This is a genomic window from Luteibacter sp. 22Crub2.1, from assembly GCF_900167995.1.
Classification (GTDB): Bacteria; Pseudomonadota; Gammaproteobacteria; order Xanthomonadales; family Rhodanobacteraceae; genus Luteibacter; species Luteibacter mycovicinus.
In genome coordinates, this window is sequence record NZ_FUYT01000012.1 from 122,562 (window position 1) to 143,428 (window position 20,867).

The 20,867-nt window shown below is 64.8% G+C and carries 14 protein-coding genes and 1 tRNA gene; 6 read left to right on the top strand and 9 right to left on the bottom strand.

Annotated elements, in window-relative coordinates; genetic code table 11:
* Positions 1-295 precede the first annotated feature (295 nt).
* The 3 genes from B5X73_RS13900 to B5X73_RS13910 all read right to left on the bottom strand — a co-directional run bounded on the left by B5X73_RS13900 (position 296) and on the right by B5X73_RS13910 (position 7,175).
* Positions 296-1,231: a 5'-nucleotidase gene (locus tag B5X73_RS13900; RefSeq protein ID WP_036117261.1), complete on the bottom strand. Its 936-nt coding sequence runs from the start codon at positions 1,229-1,231 to the stop codon at positions 296-298.
* 63 nt (positions 1,232-1,294) lie between these two features.
* Positions 1,295-2,053, bottom strand: coding sequence for an NAD kinase (locus B5X73_RS13905; protein WP_036111490.1), 759 nt, complete (start codon positions 2,051-2,053; stop codon positions 1,295-1,297).
* A gap of 202 nt (positions 2,054-2,255) precedes the next feature.
* A complete protein-coding gene (locus tag B5X73_RS13910) occupies positions 2,256-7,175 on the bottom strand; it encodes an NAD-glutamate dehydrogenase (RefSeq protein WP_079522189.1) in 4,920 nt (1,639 codons plus the stop codon).
* Between the two features lie 270 nt (positions 7,176-7,445).
* On the opposite strand from B5X73_RS13910, the gene B5X73_RS13915 reads away from it, so the two are divergent.
* Genes B5X73_RS13915 through B5X73_RS13925 form a run of 3 tightly spaced genes read left to right on the top strand, consistent with a single transcriptional unit; the run spans position 7,446 to position 12,658 of the window.
* Complete coding sequence (locus B5X73_RS13915) at positions 7,446-8,102, top strand: TetR/AcrR family transcriptional regulator (protein WP_079522190.1); 657 nt, start codon at positions 7,446-7,448, stop codon at positions 8,100-8,102.
* The gene (locus B5X73_RS13920) at positions 8,099-9,319 is read left to right on the top strand and encodes an efflux RND transporter periplasmic adaptor subunit (RefSeq protein ID WP_079522192.1); all 1,221 of its coding nucleotides are present in this window, start codon (positions 8,099-8,101) and stop codon (positions 9,317-9,319) included. The genes B5X73_RS13915 and B5X73_RS13920 overlap by 4 nt, the downstream gene beginning before the upstream one ends.
* A 12-nt stretch (positions 9,320-9,331) precedes the next feature.
* The gene (locus tag B5X73_RS13925) at positions 9,332-12,658 is read left to right on the top strand and encodes a multidrug efflux RND transporter permease subunit (RefSeq protein WP_079522194.1); all 3,327 of its coding nucleotides are present in this window, start codon (positions 9,332-9,334) and stop codon (positions 12,656-12,658) included.
* A gap of 127 nt (positions 12,659-12,785) precedes the next feature.
* Here B5X73_RS13925 and B5X73_RS13930 read toward each other — a convergent pair whose 3' ends face one another.
* A complete protein-coding gene (locus B5X73_RS13930) occupies positions 12,786-13,946 on the bottom strand; it encodes an acyl-CoA dehydrogenase family protein (protein WP_079522195.1) in 1,161 nt (386 codons plus the stop codon).
* A 170-nt stretch (positions 13,947-14,116) separates the two neighbouring features.
* Here B5X73_RS13930 and B5X73_RS13935 point away from each other — a divergent pair, with 170 nt between their 5' ends.
* The 3 genes from B5X73_RS13935 to metH are packed head-to-tail and all read left to right on the top strand — an operon-like array spanning position 14,117 to position 18,830.
* Positions 14,117-15,055 carry an ArsR/SmtB family transcription factor gene (locus tag B5X73_RS13935; protein ID WP_036111480.1) on the top strand — a complete coding sequence of 313 codons (939 nt, stop codon included), beginning with the start codon at positions 14,117-14,119 and terminating at the stop codon, positions 15,053-15,055.
* The gene (locus B5X73_RS13940) at positions 15,052-16,134 is read left to right on the top strand and encodes a homocysteine S-methyltransferase family protein (RefSeq protein WP_079522196.1); all 1,083 of its coding nucleotides are present in this window, start codon (positions 15,052-15,054) and stop codon (positions 16,132-16,134) included. Before B5X73_RS13935 ends, B5X73_RS13940 begins: the two co-directional genes overlap by 4 nt.
* Entirely contained in the window at positions 16,131-18,830 is a 2,700-nt protein-coding gene (gene metH / locus B5X73_RS13945; RefSeq protein ID WP_079522198.1) for a methionine synthase, read from the top strand. Before B5X73_RS13940 ends, metH begins: the two co-directional genes overlap by 4 nt.
* A gap of 24 nt (positions 18,831-18,854) precedes the next feature.
* Here the strand turns inward: metH and B5X73_RS13950 are convergent, their stop codons facing one another.
* The 5 genes from B5X73_RS13950 to B5X73_RS13970 form a co-directional block, all read right to left on the bottom strand.
* Positions 18,855-19,187, bottom strand: coding sequence for a lipid-A-disaccharide synthase N-terminal domain-containing protein (locus tag B5X73_RS13950; protein WP_036111467.1), 333 nt, complete (start codon positions 19,185-19,187; stop codon positions 18,855-18,857).
* A gap of 98 nt (positions 19,188-19,285) precedes the next feature.
* Positions 19,286-19,360, bottom strand: a tRNA-Val gene (locus tag B5X73_RS13955).
* 48 nt (positions 19,361-19,408) lie between these two features.
* Positions 19,409-19,996: a GspH/FimT family pseudopilin gene (locus B5X73_RS13960; RefSeq protein ID WP_079522199.1), complete on the bottom strand. Its 588-nt coding sequence runs from the start codon at positions 19,994-19,996 to the stop codon at positions 19,409-19,411.
* Between the two features lie 14 nt (positions 19,997-20,010).
* Positions 20,011-20,427: a DUF4124 domain-containing protein gene (locus tag B5X73_RS13965; RefSeq protein WP_176167844.1), complete on the bottom strand. Its 417-nt coding sequence runs from the start codon at positions 20,425-20,427 to the stop codon at positions 20,011-20,013.
* Positions 20,428-20,447: 20 nt separating this feature from the next.
* Entirely contained in the window at positions 20,448-20,867 is a 420-nt protein-coding gene (locus tag B5X73_RS13970; RefSeq protein ID WP_079522203.1) for a type IV pilin protein, read from the bottom strand.

A 20,867-nucleotide genomic window follows, 5' to 3' on the forward strand; every position in this document is an offset into this window, starting at 1 on the left:
ATGGCGCTTGTCGCGCGTCAATCGAACATACGCGACGCAAGTGAGTTGTGTGACGTCGAGGTTCAGGGGCGGAGCATCGTGTGCACGGGGATCCGTCCGGGGGCTGTCGCCACGCTCGACCTGGCCTCACCCGCACCGCCTATGGAGCGGAGCCTCGCCCAAGGACAGCAATGGGATGCCGCCTTACAACAGCAAGCCCGCGATGCCTCCATGCAGCAAGCGAGTCAGCAAGCGTCCGTTACCCGGACAGGGCCCATGATGGGTCTCTGATCCCGGCATCCGGGGAGAAGCGGACTCAGTTGTTCGAAACGCCGTGCGGTACATGCCCCGTCGCCACGTGCCGGCGGGCCGACTCCACGTTGGCCGGGGAGTCGTCGAAAAAGATATCGGCGCCAAAGGCATCGAGGAACGGCCCCTTGTCACGGCCACCGAGGAACAACGCCTCGTCGATGCGAACACCCCAGCGGCGAAGCGTAAGAATCACGCGCTTATGCGCCGGTGCGGAACGCGCCGTCACCAGCGCCGTACGAATCGGCGAGGTCTCCGCCGGGAACGCGGCCTGCAGGCGATGCAGCGCGGCCAGGAAACCACGGAACGGGCCGCCCGACAGTGGCTCGGCCCACAGCTCCGACTCACTGCGATGAAACGCATCCAGGCCCTGCTCTTTCGAGACACGCTCACCTTCATCGCCGAAGATCACGGCGTCACCATCGAAGGCAATGCGAAGCTGTTCGCTGGAGCGCTGCGGCGCCGTCGACGGGAGGATCGTCGCGGCGGCGACGCCCGCCCGCAACGCGCGGCCCACATCTTCCGCATTGGCTGAGAGGAACAGATCCGCCCGGAACGGGGCGATGTAATCGGAGGTCGGCGCACCGCTGGTGAACGCCGCCCGCGAGATACCCAGCTTGTAATGCTGGATCGCGTTGAAGATCCGCAGGCCCGTGTCGCCGGAGTTGCGCGACAGGAGAATCACCTCGACCGGCGGGACGTCGCCGGACAATGCGTTCAGGCCGAGAAGCTTCTGCACCAGTGGAAAAGCCACGCCAGGCTTCAGCAGGTCGTTTTCGTGCTCGATCTGGAAGGCACGGTAGGCATCGAGGCCGTCGCGCTCGAACAGGTCGTGACTGTCTTCCATGTCGAAGAGCGCGCGCGAGGAGATGGCGACGACGAGGCGGTTGTCGCTGACTGAGGCGTCGTTGTGGGCGTTCTGGCTTTCTTCGGGGGCGTTCATGGGATGGAGGTTGGGGCTAAAGGCCGTCGCGCGCAAGGCGCGCTCCTACAGGTTCGCCTCCGGTCAGGGGGCGAATTGTTCGTCGAGGATACGTTGCTGGAGATTGTGCTCCGGATCGAACAGGAGGCGGACCGCGTTCCGGCGCGACTGCTTGATCTCGACCGAGCGGACGTCGCGCACCTCGTGAAAATCCGCGGTGGCGCTGATCGGCCGCTTGTTCGGATCCTTGGTGTGCAACGTGACGCGGGTGGCGTGGGGCAGGATCGCGCCGCGCCAGCGCCGCGGCCGGAACGGGCTGATCGGCGTCATGGCCAGCACGTTGGCGTCCAGGGGGAGGATGGGGCCATGGGCGGACAGGTTGTACGCGGTGGAGCCGGCCGGGGTGCAAACCAGGACGCCATCGCAGACGAGCTCGTCGAGCTTCATCTCGCCGTTGAGGCTGACCGTCAGATGAGCCGCCTGGTTGCTCTGACGTAGCAGCGCGACTTCGTTGAAGGCCAGCGCGCGGTGTTCGACACCGTCGCAGCAGACGCTATGCATCTCCAGCGGATGCAGCACGGCCGGATGGGCCCGCTCGATACGTTCGGGCAGGTGGTCGAGGTCGTGCTGGTTCATCAGAAAACCCAGGCGACCCAGCTTCATGCCGTAGAACGGCAGGCCGAGGGTGCGGTGGGCGTGGAGGGTGCGAAGCATGAAGCCGTCGCCCCCGAGAGAAACGACGATCTCGGCGTCTTCGGGTTCGACGCCCTTGTAGCGTTTGACTAGCGCCGCACGGGCGCGTTGGGCCACTTCGGTTTCGCTGGCGACAAAGGCTAGGCGCATGAGGTGTGGGCTTCCGGATCCAGTCCGGAGCTTAGTCCTTAAATGGCGGAGTCGGATAGGCTGAAGTTGCCGCAGCTTCCTGTGGGGTTGCCCGCTGCCGCGGGATCGCCAGCAGGCCGGCTCCCACAAGACCGGGGCTCTCCCCCGGCGATGTGGCTCCCACCAGGAAGGCGATGCCTCGCCCTGATGGGAGCCCGCCTTTTTACACCGGAATCTGCGCCAGCTGTGCCAGACGACGGACCGCGACGGAGGCGATCGGGTAGTCCGCATTCTGGGTCAGGATCTCGGCCAGCATCGCGCGGGTGTACTTCAGCGTGGCATCGTCCCGCTCCAGCCAGGCCTTGACCGGGCTGATGTCCGTGCGGTCGCCGGCGACCGAAAGCACCTGCAGGGCCAGGGCGCGATGCTGGGCGTTGAGCTCGTCCAGCAGCGAACCACGCGCCTGCGCGTGCCAGGCACCTTCGACCGGCAGGGCCTCGATCTGCCCACGCAGCCAGTCGAGGTCCAGTGCCTCGGCCAGCTCGTAGAACACACGGGCGACCGTCGCCATGTCCTTGCCGCTCTGCTTCGACACTTCGACCATGTCCAGCGCCGCACGCAGCACCGGTACGCGGGCAAGACGGACCGCCAGTTCACCGGGGACGCCGAGGCCTTCCCACTTCTCCTGGCTCGCGCCAAAGTCGCCACGGCCGGTATCGGTCAGGGCATCGGGCAGCGCCTTGCGCAAGACGGTCACTTCGCTGGCGAAACGATCGACGTTGGCGGCGATGTCGAGCGTGCCGCCCGGACGGTTGAGCAGCCAGCGGGTCAGGTGACGCAGCAACGACCAGATCTGTAGGATCGCGTCGATCTGGGTGTCTTCCGCGACCTTGCCGTCGAGCTTCTCGATCTCGGCCCACAGTTCGCGCGCATCGAGGATTTCGCGTGCGGCGGTGTACGCCTTGGCGATCGACGCCGGACCGTGGCCCGTGTCTTCCTGCATGCGCATCATGAACGTCGCGCCCATGCGGTTGATCGTCGAGTTGGTCACCGCAGTGGCGATGATCTCGCGCTTCAGGCGATGGCGCTGCATGTGCTCGGCGTACTTCTCGTGCAGCGGCACGGGGAAGTAGCGGACCAGTTCGCGCGAAAGATACGGATCTTCCGGCACGTCCGAATCCAGCAGCTGCTGGAACAGCCGGATCTTGTCGTACGACAGCAGCACGGACAGTTCCGGACGGGTCAGGCCCTGACCGCGCAGCTTGCGCTCCGCCAGTTCGGCGGCCGTCGGCAGCGATTCCACCGCACGGTCGAGCATGCCTTCGGCTTCGAGCGTGCTGATGAAGTGAGCCATCGAGCCGAGACGACGCACCGACTGGTGCTCCATCACGGTGATGGCCTGGTTCTGACGATAGTTGTCCCACAGCACGAGGCGGCCGACTTCATCGGTCATCTCGGCCAGCTGCTTGTTGCGGCCCTCGAAGGTCAGCTCGCCGCGCTGGACGGCATCGTTGAGCAGGATCTTGATGTTGACCTCGTGATCCGAGGTATCCACGCCAGCCGAGTTGTCGATGAAATCGGTATTGAGGAGCACCCCGGCCTGGCCGGCTTCGATGCGACCCTTCTGGGTCATACCCAGGTTGCCGCCCTCGCCCACCACCTTGCAGCGCAGCTCGTTGCCGTTCACGCGCAGCGCGTTGTTGGCGCGGTCGCCGACGTCCGCGTGCGTTTCGCTGGTCGCCTTGACGTAGGTGCCGATACCGCCGTTCCAGAGCAGATCCACCGGCGCCTTGAGGATCGCCGAGAGCAGGTCGGTCGGCGCCATGTGCGTCGCGTCGCTGCGAATGCCCAGCACGGCCTTGATTTCCGGCGACACCGGGATCGACTTCGCCGTACGCGGCCAGATGCCGCCACCGGCCGAGATCAGCGACTTGTCATAGTCCTCCCACGACGAGCGCGGCAGCGCGAACATGCGCGCACGCTCGGCGAAGGACGTCGCCGAGTCCGGGTTGGGGTCGAGGAAGATATGGCGATGGTCGAAGGCGGCCAGCAGGCGGATCTTCTCCGAGAGCAGCATACCGTTGCCGAACACGTCGCCCGACATGTCGCCCACGCCGACCACCGTGAAATCTTCGGTCTGGCAGTCACGACCCAGCGCACGGAAGTGGCGCTTGACCGACTCCCACGCACCCTTCGCCGTGATGCCCATGCCCTTGTGGTCATAGCCGTTGGAGCCGCCCGAGGCGAAGGCGTCGTCGAGCCAGAAGCCGTGTTCGGTCGAGATCGCGTTGGCGATATCGGAGAACGTGGCCGTGCCCTTGTCCGCGGCGACGACCAGATACGGATCGTCGTTGTCGTGACGGATCACGTCATGCGGCGGTACCACCGCACCCTCGACGAGGTTGTCGGTGATGTCGAGCAGGCCGTTGATGAACATGCGATAGCAGGCGATGCCCTCGGCGAGCTGCGCATCGCGATCGCCACCGACGGGCGGACGCTTCACGAAGAAGCCGCCCTTGGAACCCACGGGCACGATGACCGTGTTCTTCACCATCTGAGCCTTCACCAGACCGAGGACTTCGGTACGGAAGTCCTCGCGACGGTCGGACCAGCGCAGGCCACCACGTGCCACCGCACCGAAGCGCAGATGGATACCCTCGACACGCGGCGCGTAGACGAAGATCTCGCGGAACGGCACCGGCTTGGGCAGATCCGGCACCTGGTGCGAATCGAACTTGAAGCTGATGTACGGGCGGAACACCCCGTCCCAGGCCTGGAAAAAGCTGGTACGCAGCGTGGCGTGCACCAGCGCGATGTAACTGCGCAGGATGCGGTCTTCGTCGAGGCTGGACACGTTGTCGAGCAGCGCGTTGATCGCTTCTTCGACCGCCGCCACCTGCTCGTCGCGCGGACGCGACAGCGATGCGATGAGGTTGCCGATGAGACCTGGCTGGGCCGACAGGATCTCCGCGCCGATCAGCGTGTGCATCTCGTGCGACAACATGCTCTCGGCCCACGCGCGCTCCGTGGCGTCGAGGCTTTCGCGGCGTGGGTCGAAGCGTGCGTTGAACAGCTCGACGATCAGACCCGCGATGGCTGGATAGCGATTGAGCGCGTCTTCCATGTACGCCTGCGAGAACGCGACACCCGCCTGCTGCAGGTACTTGGTATAGCTGCGCAACACGGCGACCTGGCGCCAGCCGAGCTTCGCGCCCAGCACGAGACGGTTGAAGCCGTCGTTCTCCGCGTTGCCGCGCCAGATCTGCTCGAAGGCGTCTTCGAACAAGGTGCCGACCTGCTCGACCTCGAAGGCGAGACGACCCACCGGCTGCACTTCGAAATCCTGGATGTACAGGCGGCTGTCGCCGGCCTTCACTTCATACATGTGCTCGGTGAGCACGCGCAGGCCGAGGTTTTCCAGCTGCGGGAGGACCTCCGACAGCGCGATATCGGAACCCGAGCGATACACCTTGAAGCGGAGTTCTTCCGGACGGTGCGACGGATGGTAGAACGACATGCTGATGGCATCGGGGCCGTCGAGGCCGGCCAGGGCGCGCACGTCGGCCGCGGCGACCTGCGGCGACACCTCGTCCACGTAGCCGGCCGGCAGCAGCTTGCCGTAGCGGTTGGCCAGGATGATGCCTTCCTGCTCGCCCACCGTCGCGATCAGACGATCGCGCAGGTCGTCGTACCAGTTGCGCGCGATCGACGCGATCTGCGACTCGATGCTGACGGCGTCGTAAACCGGGTGGTCGCCGATGCGCGGACGAACCACCACGTGCAGGCGAACCAGCGCGGCTTCGCCCATGAGCACGGCGGAATCCACGTGTTCACCGTGGAACGCGTCGCGCAGGACGTTCTCGACCCGTTCGCGAACCGTCGTGTTGAACCGGTCGCGCGGGATGAACACCAGGCACGAGAAGAACCGGCCGTAGCTGTCGCGGCGGATGAACAGGCGCGTGCGCGTGCGCTGCGCCAGCTCGAGCAGCCCGGTGGCCAGCGCGTAGAGCTCGTCCGTGCTGCACTGGAAAAGCTCCTCGCGCGGCAGGGTATCGAGGATGTGCCGCAGCGCCTTGCCCGAATGCGAATCGCGCTTCAGGCCCGAACGGTTCATCACCGCTTCGCACTTGTCGCGCACCAGAGGCACATGCTGCGGGTGGGCCATGTACGCGTTGGACGAGAACAGGCCGAGAAAACGCTGTTCGGCGACCGGGCGCCCCGTGTCGTCGAACTTGAGGACGCCGATGTAATCCATGTAGCCCGCGCGATGAATCGGCGAACGGGCATTGGTCTTGGTCAGGATGATCGCGTCGGTGGAACCCGAGCGCGGCAGTTCGCTGGCCACCAGGGTGCGCAGCGATCGCGGCGCCAGCGAGCGCTCGGCGGCACGAAGAATGCCCAGGCCCGAGCCCTCGACGGTCTTGAGCACCTCGTCGCCCTGCCCCGGCGCCACTTCGTACTCGCGGTAGCCCATGAAGGTGAAATGGTCGTCGGCGACCCAGCGCAGGAAGTCGCTGGCCTCGCGGACCTCGTCGGCGGTGTACGGCAGGGAGCGCCTGCCAAGATCGTCGGCGATCTCGTTCATCTTGCCGCGCATGGCACGCCAGTCGTCGACGGCCTCGCGCACGTCGTGGAGCGCGGTCTCGACGTTGGCCCTGAGGGTCTCCAGTTCGGTGTCGTCGATGCGGTCGATTTCGAAACGCATGAGCGACTCGGTCTTCTCGCCGGCGCCGATCGACTCGAGCACCCCGGCGGCGGACCGGACCACCGGCACGACCGGGTGGATGATCGCGTGCACGTCGGCGTGCGCGGCGGCCACCATCGATACGGTGTCGACCAGGAAGGGCATGTCGTCGGTGACGACCTCGACCACGGCGCGGGTGCCGGACAGGCCCGGGTTGTAGACACGGACCTTCGCTTTGCCCGGCGTGCGCTCACGCGCGAAGGTCAGCAGGTCGGCGATCAGGGCGGCCCAGCGGTCGGGAGCGTGCAGCGCGTGATCGGCCGGCGCGATGCGCTCGAAGAAGGCCTGGATAAAAAAGCGCGCCTCGTTGAGGCGCTCCGCGGGGTAGTCGATCTTTTTCAGTTCATCGAAGACGAGGGCTTCGAACTGGCCGCTTTCGGCGGTGCGAATCGCATTCATGGGCGGATATCGATGTGGGGACGGGAAAGAAATCCGTGAAAGCATAGCTCCCACACGTGGCATGTAGCCACACCGTCAGACATAACGGATACGGTGCGTTTTCACTGCGCCGCGACATTATCCGTGCGCTGTTTCGGGAAACGGACAGCATGGCTTCGTGCCGACTCGAAGCTGCAACGCAACAATTCGCGCGCGAATGGCGCTATTGACCGTTGACGCTGGTCCGAGGGAGATTCTAAACTGGACGGTATAGTCCAGCAGGTAAAGTTAATGTCGCACCTGGAGTCACGCCCCGCTTCGGATCACCAGCAGCGGGTGCTTCAGGCGGCGTGCGCCCTTTTCCTGCGCGACGGTTACCGCGTCAGCATGGTGGCGGTGGCACGCGAGGCGGGCGTGTCCAAGCAGACCGTGTACGCGCATTTCGAGAACAAGGACACCCTGTTTCACGCCGCCGTCCAACAACTCGCCCACCCTTTGCACGCGAGCCTCGCACCCGAGAGCCGCGGCCTGGCCGACACGCTGTATGCGTTGGCACAGGCGCACCATACCTACGTGATGGATCACGAGCACGTCGCGCTGGGCCGGATGCTGATCGCGGAAGCACCGCGCTTCCCGGCCGCTGCGAAGACGTTCTTCCGCACGGCGATCGGTACGGTCGCGGTGCGTTTGTCGCGTTGCATGGCTGAAGCGATGGATGCGGGAGAGATGCGCCGGGACGACCCGGAGGTGGCCGCCGAGCTGTTCCTGGCCATGTTGCATGGGCTCGAGGGGGATCGTCGCCTCTTCGGCATGCGGGCGAGGGGCCAGAAGGCGCAGGACGAGTGGGCGAGACATGCGGTAACCGTATTTATGCACGCGTACGACATCCCCACGGATGGCCGGCCGCGAAAGATTAAGAAACCTGGAATAGGAACGGAGTTTTCATGAATCCCCTGCCTCTGCGCACGTCCCTGATGGCCCTCGGCCTCACCGCGGCGCTTGCCGCCTGCCACAAGCAGGAGGCGCCCCAGCAGCCGCCTCCGCCCGAAGTCGGCGTCATCACCGTCCAGCCTCAGGACGTTCCCCTCGTCCAGGATCAGGTCGGTCGCGTCTCGTCCTTCCGCACCGCCGATGTGCGCGCTCGCGTGCCGGGCATCCTGCTGAAGCGTCTGTATGACGAGGGCACGGACGTGAAGGCCGGCCAGAAGCTGTTTCAGATCGATCCGCAGCCGCTGACCGCCGAACTCAACGCCCAGCTTGCCGCCCTGGCTTCCGCCAAGGCCGCCGCGGCCAACTACAAGGCCACGGCCGACCGTTCGCGCGGGCTGATCGGCAAGAACTACATCTCCCGCCAGGATCTGGATACGGCCGAAGCCAACGAACGCACCGGCAACGCCTCGGTCAAGCAGGCCGAAGCCAACGTCCAGTCGGCCCGGATCAACCTCGGCTTCACCGATGTGGTCTCGCCGATCGACGGTCGTGCGGGCCGCCAGCAGGTCACGGAAGGCGCACTCGTCGGCCAGAGCGACACCACGCTGCTGACCCAGGTCGACGAGATCGACAAGGTCTACGTGAACTTCAACATGTCCGTCAGCGACCTCGACACCATGCGCGGGGCCGCCGCCAAGGGCAACGTCACGCTCAGCGACACCAGCCAGTCCACGGTCCGCATCCAGCTCCCGGACGGTTCCGATTTCGGCGAGCAGGGCGCGATGGACTTCTCGTCCGCCACCGTGAACCCGCAGACCGGCACCGTCGACCTGCGCGCCCTGGTCACCAACACCGGCACGCGCCTGCTCCCGGGCCAGTTCGTGACGGTCAAGGCCAACCTCGGCAGCCTGCACAACGTCTACCTGGTGCCCCAGGCCGGCGTTCTGCGCGACGCCAACTCGGCCTATGTGATGGTCGTCGACAAGGCCACGGTGAAGGACGCGGACGGCAAGGAGCAGACCATCGATTCCGCCGCCGTCCGTCGCCCGGTCCAGACCGATCGCATCTCGGGCAGCAACTGGGTCGTCACCGGCGGACTGAAGCCGGGCGACAGGGTCATCGTTCAGGGCGTGCCCAAGGCGAAGGAAAACTCGCCCGTGAAGGCCAGCCCCGCCCAGCAAGCTGCTGCACCGGCTCAGGCGGGCGCCCCCGCCGCGCCGGCCGGCCAGCAGTAAGGGAGTTTCGTCATGCCGAGTTTCTTCATCGACCGCCCCATCTTCGCGTGGGTGCTGGCGATCCTGATCAGCCTTTGCGGCACGATCTCCCTGTTGAACATGGGTATCGAGTCGTATCCGAACATCGCTCCCCCGCAGGTCACCGTCACGGCGACCTACCCGGGTGCGAGCGCGGATACGACCGAAAAAACCGTGACGCAGGTGATCGAGCAGCAGCTGACGGGTATCGACCACCTGATCTACTTCAGTTCGCAGTCCAGCTCGTCGGGCACCGCCACGGTCACGCTGACCTTCGACACCGGTACCGACCCTGACATCGCGCAGGTCCAGGTACAGAACAAGGTGTCACTGGCGACGCCGCGCCTCCCGTCGGAAGTGACCCAGCAGGGTGTCGTGGTGGCCAAGGCCAACCCCGACTTCCTGATGTTCATCGCCCTGACCTCGACCAACAAGGCCATCGACAGCCATCGCCTGATGGATATCGTGTCCTCGCAGGTGCTCGACCAGGTCGCTCGTATTCCCGGCGTGGGCAGCACCCGCCAGTTGGGTGCCGAGTACGGCATGCGCGTCTGGCTCAACCCCGACAAGCTCCGCGGCTACGGCATGTCGGCGACCGACCTGCAGTCGGCACTGGCCGCGCAGAACGTGCAGTTCGCGGCGGGTTCGCTCGGTACCGATCCGGCGACCGACGGTCAGGGTTTCAGTGCCACCGTCTCGGCGGAAGGCCGCTTCACCTCGGCCGAAGAGTTCTCCAACGTCATCCTCCGTGCGAACAACGACGGTACGGTCGTCCGCCTGAAGGACGTGGCGCGCGTGGAGCTCGGACCGCAGACCTACGGATTCGCCACCGACTACAACGGCATCCCCACCGGCGCCTTCGGTGTGCAGCTGCTGCCCGGCGCCAACGCGCTGGACGTCGCCAAGGCGGTTCGCGCGAAGATGGACGACCTGTCCAAGAGCTTCCCGGACGGCGTGACGTGGTTCGCCCCGTACGAGTCCACCAAGTTCGTGGTGATCTCGATCGAGGAAGTCGTGCATACCCTGGTCGAGGCGATCATCCTCGTCTTCCTGGTGATGCTGATCTTCCTGCAGAACTTCCGCGCGACGATCATCCCCACCCTGGTCATCCCGGTCGCCCTGCTCGGTACGTTCATCGGCCTCTCGCCGCTGGGCTTCACGATCAACCAGCTGACCCTGTTCGGCATGGTGCTGGCCATCGGTATCGTGGTCGACGACGCGATCGTCGTGATCGAGAACGTCGAGCGCATCATGACGGAGGAGCACCTGCCTCCGAAGGAAGCCACGCGCAAGGCGATGGGCCAGATCACCGGCGCCATCGTGGCGATCACCGTGGTGCTGGCGGCGGTGTTCATTCCGTCCGCGCTGCAGCCCGGCGCTTCCGGCATCATCTACAAGCAGTTCGCACTGACCATCGCGGTCTCGATGGGCTTCTCGGCGTTCCTCGCCGTCACCTTCACGCCGGCCCTCTGCGCCACCCTGCTCAAGCATGAGCCGGACAAGCGCAAGAACGTCGTCTACCGCAAGTTCAACCAGGTCTTCGACTGGACCACGCATACGTACTCGGGTCACATCGACTCCGCCGTGCGCCATGGTCCGCGCTGGATGATCGTGTTCGTGCTGATCGCGGCGCTGGCCGGCTTCCTGTTCACCAGGCTGCCGTCGAGCTTCGTCCCCGACGAAGACCAGGGTTATGCGCTGGCGATCGTGCAGCTCCCGCCGGGCTCGAGTCTTGCCCGTACCCAGAAGGTGCAGGAGCAGATCCGCAACATCATGCTGAAGAACCCGGAAGTCGAGGGTGTCTTCCAGATTTCCGGCTTCAGCTTCGTGGGTCAGGGTGAAAACGTCGGCATGGTCTTCATTCGCATGAAGGACTGGGCCGATCGCGACATCACCGTGCCGGAGTTCCTCGGCAAAGCGAACGGCCAGATGCAGGCGGTGAGCGATGCCACGATCTTCGTGGTCAACCTGCCCACCATCCGCGGTCTGTCGCAGTTCGGCGGCGTCGACATGTTCCTGCAGGCCCGTGCCGGTCAGGATCGTGCCGAGCTGACCCAGGCGCGTAACCAGCTGCTCGGTGCCGCGGCGCAGGACAAATCCCTGGTGGGTGTCCGTCCGAACACGCTGGAAGACGCTCCGCTGCTGCAGCTCAACGTGGACCGTACGCAGGCTCAGACGATGGGTCTGTCGGTCAGCGACATCTACACGGCCATCCAGCTCACGCTGGCGCCGGTCTATGTCAACGACTTCCAGTACGGCGGCCGCGTGAAGCGCGTGATGATGCAGGCCGACGCCCCCTACCGCATGGGTACGGATGCGTTTGCACACATCTACACCCCGAGCACGCTGACCTCTTCCGCCAGCAGCACGTCCTCGACGACGAGCACGGTCGCCAGCGCATCGACGGCCACCGACAGCAGGATGATCCCGCTGTCCACCGTGGTTCACTCGAAGTGGACGATGGCCGCACCGACGCTGACCCGCTACAACGGGTACTCGGCCGTGGAAATCGTCGGTAACAACGCGCCGGGCTCGTCGACGGGTCAGGCCATGGCGACCATGGAGAAAATCGTCAACGACAAGCTCGGCAAGGGCATCGGTTACGACTGGAGCGGCCAGTCCTACCAGGAAATCCTGGCGGGTAATTCGGCCACCGCGCTGATGGTGCTGTCCATCGTCATCGTGTTCCTCTGCCTTGCCGCCCTGTACGAAAGCTGGTCCATCCCGGTGGCCGTGCTGCTGGTGGTGCCGCTTGGCCTTCTGGGTGTGGTGGTGTTCTCGATGTTGCGCGGCCTGCCGAACGACATCTTCTTCAAGATCGGCATGATCACCGTGATCGGCCTGGCCGCGAAGAACGCCATCCTGATCGTCGAGTTCGCGGTCGAACAGCAGCAGGCCGGCAAGACGCTTCGCGACGCGGTGGTGGAAGCCTCCCGCCTGCGACTGCGCCCCATCCTGATGACCTCGCTGGCCTTCATCCTCGGCGTGTTGCCGCTGGCCATTTCCACCGGTGCGGGCGCCAACTCCCGCCACGCCATCGGTACCGGCGTGATCGGCGGCATGCTGTTCGCCACCATCCTCGGCCTGCTGCTGATCCCGGTGTTCTACACCTCGGTTCGCCGCATGCTGGGTGACAAGCTGGATGAGGTGTCCCACAAGATGCCGCACGTCGGTCATGACGACGACCACGATCCGCACGGCGGTGGCAACGGTGGTGGCGACGTCCCGAATGGCCCGACCAACCTCCATCCGCATGCTCCGAACGTCGGCGATGTCCGGGCCTTCGATTCGGATCCGCGACGCGGCACCGATCGACCTTAAGGTCGGAAGGCAAGTACCTATGAAAAGCCCGGCGAAAGCCGGGCTTTTTTTCGTCGCCGCGGCGGCCTTAAAAAAAAAGCCCCGGCATAACCGGGGCCCCTTCGTGTCCGCTCGAGTCGATGATTGCTCAGCGCAACCCCGTCTCCGAGCGCGCAATCACCAGCCGCTGAATCTCACTCGTACCCTCGTAGATCTCCGTGATCTTGGCATCGCGGAAATAACGCTCCAGCGGCATTTCTTTCGAGTAGCCCATGCCGCCGTGGATCTGCACGGCCTGATGGGTAATCCACATCGCCGCCTCCGACGCCACCAGCTTGGCCATAGAAGCCTCGGTACCGAAACGGCCGCCGTTCTTATCGGTCTGGGCCTTGGTCCACGCGGCACGCAGGGTCAGCAGCAGCGCCGCATCCAGCTTGCACTTCATGTCGGCGATCTTGGCCTGAGTCATCTGGAACGTGCCGATAGGGTGACCGAACGCCTTCCGGTCCCGCGACCACTGCAGGGTGGCTTCGTACGCGGCACGCGCGATGCCCACCGCCTGCGATGCAATACCGATGCGGCCGGCATCCAGCACGCCCATGGCGATACCGAAGCCTTTGCCCTCTTCACCGAGCATGTCTTCCTGCGGGCAGATGTAGTCGTGAAACTCGATCTCGCAGGTGGCCGAGGCGCGGATGCCGAGCTTCGGCTCCGTCTTGCCGGCAAGAAAACCCGCCCGCTTCGTGTCGATGATGAAGGCCGACACGCCACGCGCACCCATGCCGGGCGTCGTCACCGCGAACAGCACGATGTAGCGGGCGACCGGACCGGAGGTGATCCAGCTCTTCTTGCCGTTGATGACCCAGTCGCCGTCGGCATTCTTCACCGCGCGCGTGTGCATGTTGGACGCGTCGGAGCCGGACTGCGGTTCGGTCAGGGCATAGGCGCCAATGGCCTCGCCGGACGCGATGGCGCGCACGTACTTCTGCTTCTGGTCTTCCGTGCCGTTCTTGAGGATGCCGTTGCAGAACAGCGAATTGTTCACCGACATGATCGTCGAGGTGGCGGCATCGGCCGCGGCGATCTCGACCATGGCCAGCACGTAGGACACGGGATCCATGCCGGCGCCGCCGTATTCCTCGGGCACTTCGATACCCATCAGGCCCAGCTGACCCATTTCCTGGATGTTTTCCAGGGGAAACTCGCCCTTCGCGTCGAATTCGGCGGCGACCGGGGCGATGCGCCTCTGGGCGAAGTCGCGGGCAATGGACTGAATCGACAGCTGGTCGTCGGTAAAGCGGAAATCCATGGATATTCCTCGCGCCGGCCGGAAGGACGGCAAGTCTTGGGTGGGGACTAGCCGGTCATTCTAACGGTCGTTCGAGAGCTTGCCGCTCTGCACTGCAACATGCGGCCTTGACGCTGGCCGGGGCGGGCCTCATCCTTACGCATCTTTCTATCGCGATATAAGGATGCAGGATGGATCTGTCGACGGCCTCCACGGTGCTCCGACTCCTGGCCGACCCGACCCGCGTCCGCCTGCTCGCCCTTCTGGACCGCGAGGAACTGACCGTCGCCGAGCTGGCGGCCGTGCTGCATCTGGCCCAGCCGCGCGTGTCGACCCATCTGGCCAAGCTCAAGGAGGCCGAGCTGGTGCGTGACCGCCGGGCCGGCGTGTCGGCCTATTATCGGGCCAATGCCGAGGCGGATCCTACGCTCGCCGCCCTGGTGGCCTCCCTGCGCGACACGCTTAGCGACGCCCTGCTCAAAGAAGATGCGGAACGGCTTCCCGCGGTTCTCGCCCAACGGGCCCGGGCCGAGGGCTGGGCGGATACCGTCGCCGGCGACATGGAGCGTCATTATTCGCCGGGTCGCACCTGGGAAACCCTGGCGCGCTCGCTGCTGCAGCTGCTGGCGACCGGCGATGTCCTGGATATCGCCTCCGGCGATGGCGTCACGGCGGAACTGCTCGCACCGCATGCCCACTCGATCGTCTGCATCGACAGTTCGGAACGCGTCGTCGACGCGGCACGGCAGCGGCTGAGCACCTTCCGCAATGTCGACGTACGTACGGGCGACATGCACGCCCTGGACCTCGAGGACGGCCGTTTCGACCTTGTCCTGCTGCTGCACGCCCTCACGTATTCGGAGCGTCCCGAAGCCGTGTTCAGCGAGGTGGCGCGGGTGCTGAAGCCCGGAGGCCGCGTGCTGGCGTCCACCCTTGGCGAACACGACCACCGCGCGGTGGTCGAGCCGTTCGATCATCGCAACCTCGGCTTCACCTGCGATGCCCTGACCGCCCTGGCGCGGAACGCCGGTCTGGACGTGGTCAGCTGCGAGCGCCTGAGCCGCGAGCGCCGTTCACCCCATTTCGAAGTCATCAGCCTGCTTGCGCGCAAGCCCGGAGGCACCCCATGAGCACCCTGCCCTGGCTCCATCCCGATCGTGTCGCCCTGATCCAGAAGGGACTCGCGGAACGCATCATGATCCTCGACGGCGGCATGGGCACCATGTTGCAGGGACACCAGCTTGATGAGGCCGGCTATCGCGGCGATCGCTTCGCCGGCGGCCTCGACAGCGCGCACACGCACGATCACGACCACCCGGGCGAATGCGATCTGAAGGGCAACAACGACCTGCTCCTGCTGACGCAGCCGGACATCATCCGCGGCGTGCACACCGCGTATCTGGAAGCGGGAGCGGACTTCGTCGAGACCAATACCTTCAACGCCACGCGCGTGAGTCAGGCCGACTATCATCTCGAACACCTCGTGCCCGAACTGAACCGCGAAGGCGCGCGCATCGCCCGCGAAGCCTGCGACGCGATGACCGCGATCACGCCGGACCGTCCGCGCTTCGTCATCGGCGTACTCGGGCCGACCAGCCGTACCGCGTCGATCTCTCCCGACGTGAACGATCCGGGCTTTCGCAACATCGACTTCGAGTCGCTCAAGGCCAACTACGTGGAAGCCGCGCGCGCGCTCATCGAAGGCGGCGCCGATACGATCATGGTCGAGACGATCTTCGACACGCTCAACGCGAAAGCCGCGCTGTTCGCTCTGAGCGAATTGTTCGACACGCTCGGCGCGCGCGTCCCCGTCATGATCTCGGGCACCATCACCGACCGCTCCGGCCGCACGCTGTCGGGACAGACGGCGGAGGCGTTCTTCTACTCGGTCGAACACATCCAGCCGCTGTCCGTCGGCCTGAACTGCGCACTCGGCGCGGAAGATCTGCGCCCGCATGTACAGATGCTCTCGCGCATTGCCGGCAGCGCCATCAGCACCCACCCGAACGCGGGCTTGCCCAATGCCTTCGGCGAGTACGACGAAAGCCCCGAGAGCATGGCCGAGACGATCCGCGGGTTCGCCGAGGAAGGCCTGATCAACATCGTCGGTGGCTGTTGTGGCACCACGCCGGCGCATATCGCCGCCATCGCAGCCGCTGTCGCGCCCTATCCGCCGCGTCAGCCCAGGGACACCGCGCAAGCCGCATGAGCATTCGATACACCCGCCTTTCCGGCCTCGAACCGCTGGTCCTCACGCCGGACCTGAACTTCATCAACGTCGGTGAACGTACCAACGTCACCGGTTCGGCGCAGTTTCGCAAGCTGATCAAGGAGGGCCGCTACGAAGAAGCGGTGGATGTCGCGCGTCAGCAGGTCGAAAACGGTGCGCAGATCATCGACATCAACATGGACGAAGGCCTGATCGATTCCGAAGCCGCGATGACGCGCTTCGTGAACCTGATCTCCTCCGAGCCCGACATCGCACGCGTGCCGATCATGGTCGACTCCTCCAAGTGGAGCGTGATCGAGGCCGGCCTGCGCTGTATGCAGGGCAAGGGCATCGTCAATTCCATCTCGATGAAGGAAGGTGTCGACGCGTTTCTCGAGCATGCGCGCAAGGTGCGCCAGTACGGCGCCGCCGTCGTGGTCATGGCCTTCGACGAAGTCGGCCAGGCCGACACGAAGGAGCGCAAGATCGAGATCTGCTCGCGCGCCTACGAGTTGCTGGTGAACGAGGTGAACTTCCCGCCGGAAGACATCATTTTCGATCCCAACATCTTCGCCGTGGCGACCGGCATCGAGGAACACAACAACTACGCGGTGGACTTCATCGAGGCCACGCGCGAACTGAAAAAACGATTCCCCGCGTCGCATATTTCCGGCGGCGTCTCCAATGTGTCGTTCTCGTTCCGCGGCAACAACCCGGTCCGTGAAGCCATCCACTCCGTGTTCCTGTATCACGCGATCGCCGCGGGCATGGACATGGGTATCGTCAACGCCGGCGGCCTGTCGATCTACGACGACCTGCCGGAGGAATTGCGCGAGCGCGTCGAGGACGTCGTACTCAATCGCCGCGCCGATGCCACGGAGCGCCTGCTCGAGGTTGCCGACAAGTACAAAGGCGGCAAGGGGGAAGTCGCCGTGGAGACGGCGGCCTGGCGCGAAAAGCCCGTCATCGAACGCCTGACTCATGCCCTCGTGCATGGCATCGACCAGTACGTCGTGGAGGACACCGAAGAGGCGCGGCAGCTGTCGGCACGTCCGCTCGACGTCATCGAAGGTCCGCTGATGACCGGCATGAATGTCGTCGGCGACCTGTTCGGTGCGGGCAAGATGTTCCTGCCCCAGGTGGTGAAGTCGGCACGTGTCATGAAGCGCGCGGTAGCTCACCTCATCCCGTACATCGAAGAAGAAAAGAAGATCTCGGGGAACGCGACGAAGAACAACGGCAAGATCGTGCTGGCGACGGTCAAGGGCGATGTCCACGACATCGGCAAGAACATCGTCGGCGTGGTGCTCCAGTGCAACAACTTCGAGGTCATCGATCTTGGCGTGATGGTGCCGACGCAGAAAATTCTCGACGTCGCGCGTGCCGAGAACGCCGACATCATTGGCCTCTCAGGACTGATTACGCCGTCGCTTGAAGAGATGAGCCAGGTCGCGCGCGAGATGCAGCGCCAGGATTTTCATGTGCCGCTGATGATCGGCGGTGCCACGACCTCGCGCGCCCACACGGCGTTGCGTATCGAACCGCACTACAAATCGCCCACCGTGTGGGTGAAAGACGCCTCGCGCGCCGTCGGCGTCGCACAGTCGCTGGTCAGCAAGGACCTCGTCGACGATTTCATGGCCAAGGTGCGCTCCGAATACGCCGAGGTCCGTGAGCGCCACAGGGGCCGCGGGACCGGTAAGCAGCTGGTACCCCTGACCAAGGCACGCGCGCAACGCTTTCAGGGCGACTGGGAGGCGTACACGCCACCGACGCCGCGTGCGCCCGGTATCACCGTCTTCGACGACTACGACCTGGCCGAGTTGCGCCGTTACATCGACTGGTCGCCGTTCTTCAACGCATGGGAACTCGCCGGCAAGTTCCCCGCCATCCTCACCGACGAAATCGTCGGCACCCAGGCGACGGAGCTCTACGACGACGCGCAGGCGATGCTCGATAGGCTGATCGCTGAGAAATGGCTCACCGCCAAGGGTGTCATCGGTTTCTGGCCGGCGGCGCAGAGCGGCGACAGCATCGAGGTTTACGCCGATCCCGGCGTGGGCAAGCGCAAGCCGGTAGCGATGCTGCACCACCTGCGCCAGCAGGTGGACAAGCCGGTGGAGCGTCCCGACTTCTGTCTGGCCGACTTCGTCGCACCGAAGGACAGCGGCGTACAGGACTGGGTCGGCGGCTTCGCCGTCACGGCCGGCATCGGCATCGATGAACACGTGGCGCGCTTCGAGGCCAGTCACGACGACTATTCGTCGATCCTGCTCAAGGCGCTGGCCGACCGGCTGGCGGAAGCTTTCGCCGAACGCCTGCACGAACGCGTCCGCAAGGAGTTCTGGGGCTACGAGCCCGAAGAGTCGCTGGACAACGACTCCCTGATCGCCGAAGCCTACCGGGGCATCCGCCCTGCCCCCGGCTATCCCGCGTGCCCCGAGCACAGCGAGAAGCGCACACTGTTCGATCTGCTGGACGCGACGACGCACACCACCGTGCAGCTCACCGACAGCTTTGCGATGTATCCCACCGCGGCGGTATCGGGCTGGTACTTCTCGCATCCGGCCAGCCAGTACTTCGTGGTGGGCCGCCTCACCCGCGAGCAGGTCGACGACTATGCGAAGCGCAAAGGCTGGGACCGGACCGAAGCGGAGCGCTGGCTGGCCCCGTATCTGGACTACGACCCCGACTGAAAGGGCGGCGCGACTGCCGCCGCGTCAGTTGTCCTCGGCGCCGCCGGGCTTGACTCGTTCCTTCGTATCGCGGTTCCTGAGATGCGCGAAGACGTTGTAGAACGAGACGAGCATGGGGAACGCGGTCTGGATGATACCGACCGAGTCGTTCTTGCCCCAGATGAAGTACGCCAGGGTAAGGATGCTGCCGCTGACCGACAGGTACCAGAAGGACATGGGCACGGTGACCTGCTTGTTCTTCCTGGTGGCGTAAAACTGGACGAACCACCGGGCCGTGAACAGGATCGTGCCCAGAAGGCCGATGATCTTCCAGGGCGTCAGGGTCAGCAGGTGCAGATCGGCGAGGGCTTCGTGCATGGCGGGATCCAGGGGCGGCAACCGGCGCATTGTACTGGCGGGAAGCACAGAGAAAGCCAAAAAAAACCCGGCGCGAGGCCGGGTTTTTCAGTATCCGATGGTGGGCGGTACAAGGATCGAACTTGTGACACCTGCCGTGTGAAGGCAGTGCTCTACCGCTGAGCTAACCGCCCATCGCGAGCCGGGGATTCTACGGATCGAAGTGTCCGTCGTCAACGGGCCTATGCGGGTTTGCAGTAGGCCTCGGCCTGATCGGAGGACGCGGAGCCGTCCAAAGGTGCGACACCCGCGCGGCCCGATGCCTGAACGTCGAATCGGCGCCCCGTAACACGGACTGTGCTCTGCCCGGGCTCACCGGACCCGTGGCGGGCACAAAGCAAGGCCCGGAACGTCCCGACCGATGACGCGCCCCGCGCATCGAACGTGATCACCTTCGCACCCGTCGGCACACGGAGCGAGACCGCCGGTACCGCCTGAGCGACGCGCAATAGCTTGTCGGTGCTCTCGTAGACTTTCTTGGCCGCCGTGGACGAATACATGATCCAGCCTACGCTGAAGTCGTCGCTATCCAGGCATGACGGATTAGCGTCACTGGGATTGTTGCTCGGACAAATCGAAACGAAGCCGTTCTGACCGATCGCCGAAGCACGCGCAAGGCGGAGCGCACCAAGAAACTCGTTCGCCTGGGATGTCACCTGGTTGCGACGCATGAAGTCGACGAACGAGGGAGCCGCGATGCCCACCAGAATGGCGAGCACCAGCACCGTCACCATCAGCTCTATGAGGGTAAATCCTTTTCGCTTCTTCATTGCCGGCACCCTGGTCACTTGTTGCCCGCCCCACAATAGGCGGCCACATCGGCCTCCGCAGCACGCTTCGCCTCCGCGATCTGCGCCTCGTCCAGGCGCTTCGCGGTATTGGGATTGCTGCTGTCCACCAGCATCGCGCCGCTCGACAGCGTCGACAGATTATTTCGCGAACGCTCGCAATTCCGCTTTTGGGCCGCTGCTTCGGCGGTCGCAAGCGCCGACGGAGTCGCCGATGACGTGATTCCGGCCCCGGGTCCGCCCCCCGCATCGGCAGGCGACACCGGCTCGCTCCGGGTCTTCAACTGAATGCGCGCGGCGTTGCCGGAGGGTGGCGGTTGATCCGTGTAGTGCGCGACCCCCTGCGGATCGGTCCATTTATAGACGCTCTGGGCAGTCGCGCCGCACGAAACGGTGACAAACGCGATGAACATGAAAACCCGGGGTCGCATCGTCACTTACTCCAGCACTGCGGATCGTTTGCCGTATCGCCCGTCGATCCCTGCGCGCCGAGATTGTTCAGGGTAAGGGTCGCACACGTAGTATCCCCCTTGGCCTGCGTGCCTAGTGCCTTGGCCTGAACCAGGTAAGCACTTGTCGATGCGCTGGCGATACTCACCTCGTATAGCGAGCCCGCCATCGTTCCGTTGGCATTCAAGTCGCTGAGGCTACCTGAGTACTTGTTGTTCGAATAATAGAAACGCTCCTGGCGGGCTGCCAGGTCCACCAGCGCCGTCTTTGCATCCACCCGGTGGGAGCGCACGACGTAACGCCGGTAGGACGGTATCGCGACCGCCGCGAGGATGGCGACGATGAGGACGACAATCACCAGTTCGATGAGCGTGAAGCCACGGGTTTTCCCGGATCTGACCAT

Bases quoted from the DNA above. Each gene is read 5' to 3' on its own strand.
- B5X73_RS13910 (WP_079522189.1), bottom strand. From the start codon at position 7,175: ATGAATGCGATTCGCACCGCCGAAAGCGGCCAGTTCGAAGCCCTCGTC.
- B5X73_RS13905 (WP_036111490.1), bottom strand. From the start codon at position 2,053: ATGCGCCTAGCCTTTGTCGCCAGCGAAACCGAAGTGGCCCAACGCGCC.
- B5X73_RS13940 (WP_079522196.1), top strand. From the start codon at position 15,052: ATGAGCACCCTGCCCTGGCTCCATCCCGATCGTGTCGCCCTGATCCAG.
- B5X73_RS13925 (WP_079522194.1), top strand. From the start codon at position 9,332: ATGCCGAGTTTCTTCATCGACCGCCCCATCTTCGCGTGGGTGCTGGCG.
- B5X73_RS13930 (WP_079522195.1), bottom strand. From the start codon at position 13,946: ATGGATTTCCGCTTTACCGACGACCAGCTGTCGATTCAGTCCATTGCC.
- metH (WP_079522198.1), top strand. From the start codon at position 16,131: ATGAGCATTCGATACACCCGCCTTTCCGGCCTCGAACCGCTGGTCCTC.
- B5X73_RS13935 (WP_036111480.1), top strand. From the start codon at position 14,117: ATGGATCTGTCGACGGCCTCCACGGTGCTCCGACTCCTGGCCGACCCG.
- B5X73_RS13920 (WP_079522192.1), top strand. From the start codon at position 8,099: ATGAATCCCCTGCCTCTGCGCACGTCCCTGATGGCCCTCGGCCTCACC.
- B5X73_RS13965 (WP_176167844.1), bottom strand. From the start codon at position 20,427: ATGTTCATCGCGTTTGTCACCGTTTCGTGCGGCGCGACTGCCCAGAGC.
- B5X73_RS13970 (WP_079522203.1), bottom strand. From the start codon at position 20,867: ATGGTCAGATCCGGGAAAACCCGTGGCTTCACGCTCATCGAACTGGTG.
- B5X73_RS13960 (WP_079522199.1), bottom strand. From the start codon at position 19,996: ATGAAGAAGCGAAAAGGATTTACCCTCATAGAGCTGATGGTGACGGTG.
- B5X73_RS13915 (WP_079522190.1), top strand. From the start codon at position 7,446: ATGTCGCACCTGGAGTCACGCCCCGCTTCGGATCACCAGCAGCGGGTG.
- B5X73_RS13900 (WP_036117261.1), bottom strand. From the start codon at position 1,231: ATGAACGCCCCCGAAGAAAGCCAGAACGCCCACAACGACGCCTCAGTC.
- B5X73_RS13950 (WP_036111467.1), bottom strand. From the start codon at position 19,187: ATGCACGAAGCCCTCGCCGATCTGCACCTGCTGACCCTGACGCCCTGG.